Origin of the sequence: Massilia rubra (genome assembly GCF_011682065.1) — a bacterium.
Lineage (GTDB): Bacteria > Pseudomonadota > Gammaproteobacteria > Burkholderiales > Burkholderiaceae_D > Telluria_A > Telluria_A rubra.
In genome coordinates this window covers 1-3,019 of sequence record NZ_VUYU01000063.1, presented here as the reverse complement: position 1 = coordinate 3,019, position 3,019 = coordinate 1, and the positions used below count along the sequence as shown (strand labels likewise).

Genomic DNA, 3,019 nt, shown 5'->3' with positions numbered 1-3,019 from the left:
CGAAATCGGCGCGAACACTGTGAGCGGGAATGGATGAAAACGGAGCTGCTCTGAGGTAGAATTCATGTCGGGCAAGGTGGCGTTTTTGTTGATAACTGTGTTTCTAGATAACTCACATTTTATCAATCACTTACGGCATTCTTGCCCCTTTTTATGCAAAATTCAGGTTAGTTTGCGGCGCACAGTGCCGTTCCAGGGAAAATTCCGTCGTTTGATCAACAACGCGACAGAACCTGCGTTGGGCGCCACTAGTCTTCCAGCGCAGGGGCGGAGCGCAATGCTTGCGCGCAAATCGAGTTCCACACAGCAGCATCCAATAGCATCGCCTTCGACCAGTCAATCTTTCCCGTGAACGACGGGTGAGGCGCGAATCCGAAGAACTCGCTCGACGCTCGGGACATCCCTTTTTCTTTGAGCAAGGCCACGCCGTCGCTTAGTAGATGATGCTCCTGCCATTCGATCGTGTTCATGACCTCAGAGAATTGTTGAAAACTGTTTGCAATGAAGTGCACTCCACCTTCCAGCACGTCCAACTTTACTATCTCACCGGACCTGCGCTCAAAAAAGAGATCGCCGAATACGGAAGCTCCGATTGGCCGAATTTCCCCGGATAGTAAACCTGGCCATTCCAGAAGCATGCCGCTGAAGTCGAGTTGTGCTGCGTCGACGAATAGATCGTTCCAAGTCAATGAATTCATAGAGAAAAATTAGTGTTAAAAAGGGCAGGAGACGGTAAGTATATATCATTAATGACGATCGATTGTAAATTGCGTTACTTTATAGCCGATACCATCTCGCCGACATATTGATGCTCATTTTCGCGCATTCGCAATTGCCTTGTGTTTCATAGTTTTTGTATTCGGCCACCCATTATGGTTGCAAAAGCCACGTCCTCAAAATTTCCCAAAAGTCCCTTTAGGCGACCTCATTTTCGCTGAGCAGTCATCAGGGTATATCGATGATAGGTAAGCCGCAAAATCATCGAAAATACAGTGGAGGTATTTAGTTGGCTGCGACATTGCTCCCCCGTCTGTAGCAAGGGTGATCTTAATATGTTCCGCTCCCACCTCCGTAATCTTCTTCGGTTTAATAAGGATTTTCATTTCATTTCCGTGCAACTTTATTTCAGCAACTGCAGCGGCCGATTCATACTCGGATAAGCTGGTTTGGAAGCCAGTGGCCACGTCGGAAATTTCGTCAGGGTTGTCATATTCGTCGAGACGCGTGATGATGATATACTCACTTGGGTCAATCTCATCATTCCCAATTGCTATCGTGATGACCTCATTTTCAATGTAGCAACTTACTGTTGATCCAATGAATTCATATAGGGTTTTCATTTCTCTCTCCTATTTACACCCGCCAGAGTTGCCTTTGGGTTTCATTTTGCTTTGTCAAACATTTACGCCCCCTTCATCACTTTTCCAAATGTAGACTGTCTTTGCGTCATTTGCGTTTGCGAAACGTTCATTTTTCCTTTGCATGAGTTGTATGGCGGATATTTCCCTCAATTAGCAAGACGTCTACCTATATCGTTGGCGCATTTTTTCTCTCAGGATGATAGGTGGAGAGAGTGAAAGCCTTATTGATAGCCTCACCAATTTCAGAGAGGCTTGCTGTTCCAGGTAACTTTATTGCGCGATCTTCCACAGGCCCGTACCAAGGGTGAACGGTGCAGTTATCATAGGGGAATATCGTGTAAGAGTTATTCACCAAGTCTTGCACAACCTGAACTTGCCGTGAATTTTTTTCCAGGTCCATGATGCCACGCGCGCCAACCCACTTCGATATCGTCTTATTCCTGGCGCTAAAATCATACTCGTTGTAGGGGTGAGGGCGCGAATCATAGGCGGACAGGGCATTTGCTACTGCCGCGCCCATTTCTTCGAAAGAATAATCTGTCGATAGTTTCGCGCTAAGGGCGGCATAGTCACTTGCTAATTGCTGCGAGCCATGCGCTGGGTTAAGGGTTTCGCCTTGTTGACACTCTTCAATTACAAAATACGCATTCTTAAATTCATAGATGCGCGTTTCTGCATAGGTATAATTCGTCGTGATGCTTCGTTTCATGATTTCACCATTCAAAGAGTTCCAAGTTGCCCCGGTCGAACGACTTGTATCGGAGTTGGCGGAATTATCGTCCCGGCTCCTGGCCCGCTTTCAATAATTCCACCGTTGTTCCTGATCAGGGGATAGCCTGCTTTTTGATTTGTCGTCAATCCAGCCGACGGTGACCCTTTTGAATCGATAATCTTGGAAGGCGCCTTTGCGGGCCCAATCGTGTTATCTGCAATCACTCTATAGTTAACTGGCTTTCCGGCAGCATCCAGTGGGCGAATATATACCTGTTCTTGTACATTGCCTGCACCATATTTCGTCTTTGCTGCCGAGGTTACCGTACCTTCCCATGCTTTACCATTCGCTCTATTCAGTTTTAATTGGGCGGGTGTACACGATAGACCTAATGGATCAGCCCATCCAAAAGGATTCGATGCATATTCAAGCAGATTTATCCCTCCGGTTAGTCCGATAGGATCTGGCGTTATAAATCGCCCGATATCCGGGTCGTAAAACCGGAAGGTATTGTAATGCAGCCCTGTTTCCCGATCGAGATATTGTCCCTGAAAGCGCAAATTCTGAGGAATCGATTCAGCCAATGGCAGCGGTACTGTCTGCTGGGTTTGCACCCAGCTTTCGCTGACCGTATTGCCCCATGTCCGGTACTCTGCATGCCACGCAAGCTGCCCAGATGCCGCCGTTAACTCCTCTGGAATTCCTGAGACATCATTATGAAAATAATAGACGTTTTGCGCAACCAGGGAGGACGCTTGCGGGCACCTCGAATTACCGGTAATTTCCGCGTAATCGCCGGTCGCGATGCCGGCAGTGGCGTTTTTTGATGTCAGACCGAGCCGCTTCCCGCCCGTTTTATGGGCGCTGAACCTCGTTTTGTGCAGTCCGGACGGACTGCGGGCGTCAGAACGCCTCGACCCTGGCCTCCTTCAAGTAGACCAGGCGC

General features: G+C 48.1%; 4 protein-coding genes. All 4 read right to left on the bottom strand.

The window, feature by feature from the left end; genetic code table 11:
- Positions 1 to 248: 248 nt before the first annotated feature.
- A complete protein-coding gene (locus F0185_RS33945) occupies positions 249 to 698 on the bottom strand; it encodes a hypothetical protein (RefSeq protein WP_167233088.1) in 450 nt (149 codons plus the stop codon).
- Between the two features lie 195 nt (positions 699 to 893).
- Positions 894 to 1,340 (bottom strand): hypothetical protein, encoded by a 447-nt coding sequence (locus F0185_RS33940; RefSeq protein ID WP_167233086.1) that lies wholly within the window; start codon positions 1,338 to 1,340, stop codon positions 894 to 896.
- Between the two features lie 187 nt (positions 1,341 to 1,527).
- A complete protein-coding gene (locus tag F0185_RS33935; RefSeq protein ID WP_167233084.1) occupies positions 1,528 to 2,070 on the bottom strand; it encodes a contact-dependent growth inhibition system immunity protein in 543 nt (180 codons plus the stop codon).
- 11 nt (positions 2,071 to 2,081) lie between these two features.
- A complete protein-coding gene (locus F0185_RS33930) occupies positions 2,082 to 2,819 on the bottom strand; it encodes an RHS repeat-associated core domain-containing protein (RefSeq protein ID WP_229477319.1) in 738 nt (245 codons plus the stop codon).
- Positions 2,820 to 3,019 lie beyond the last annotated feature (200 nt).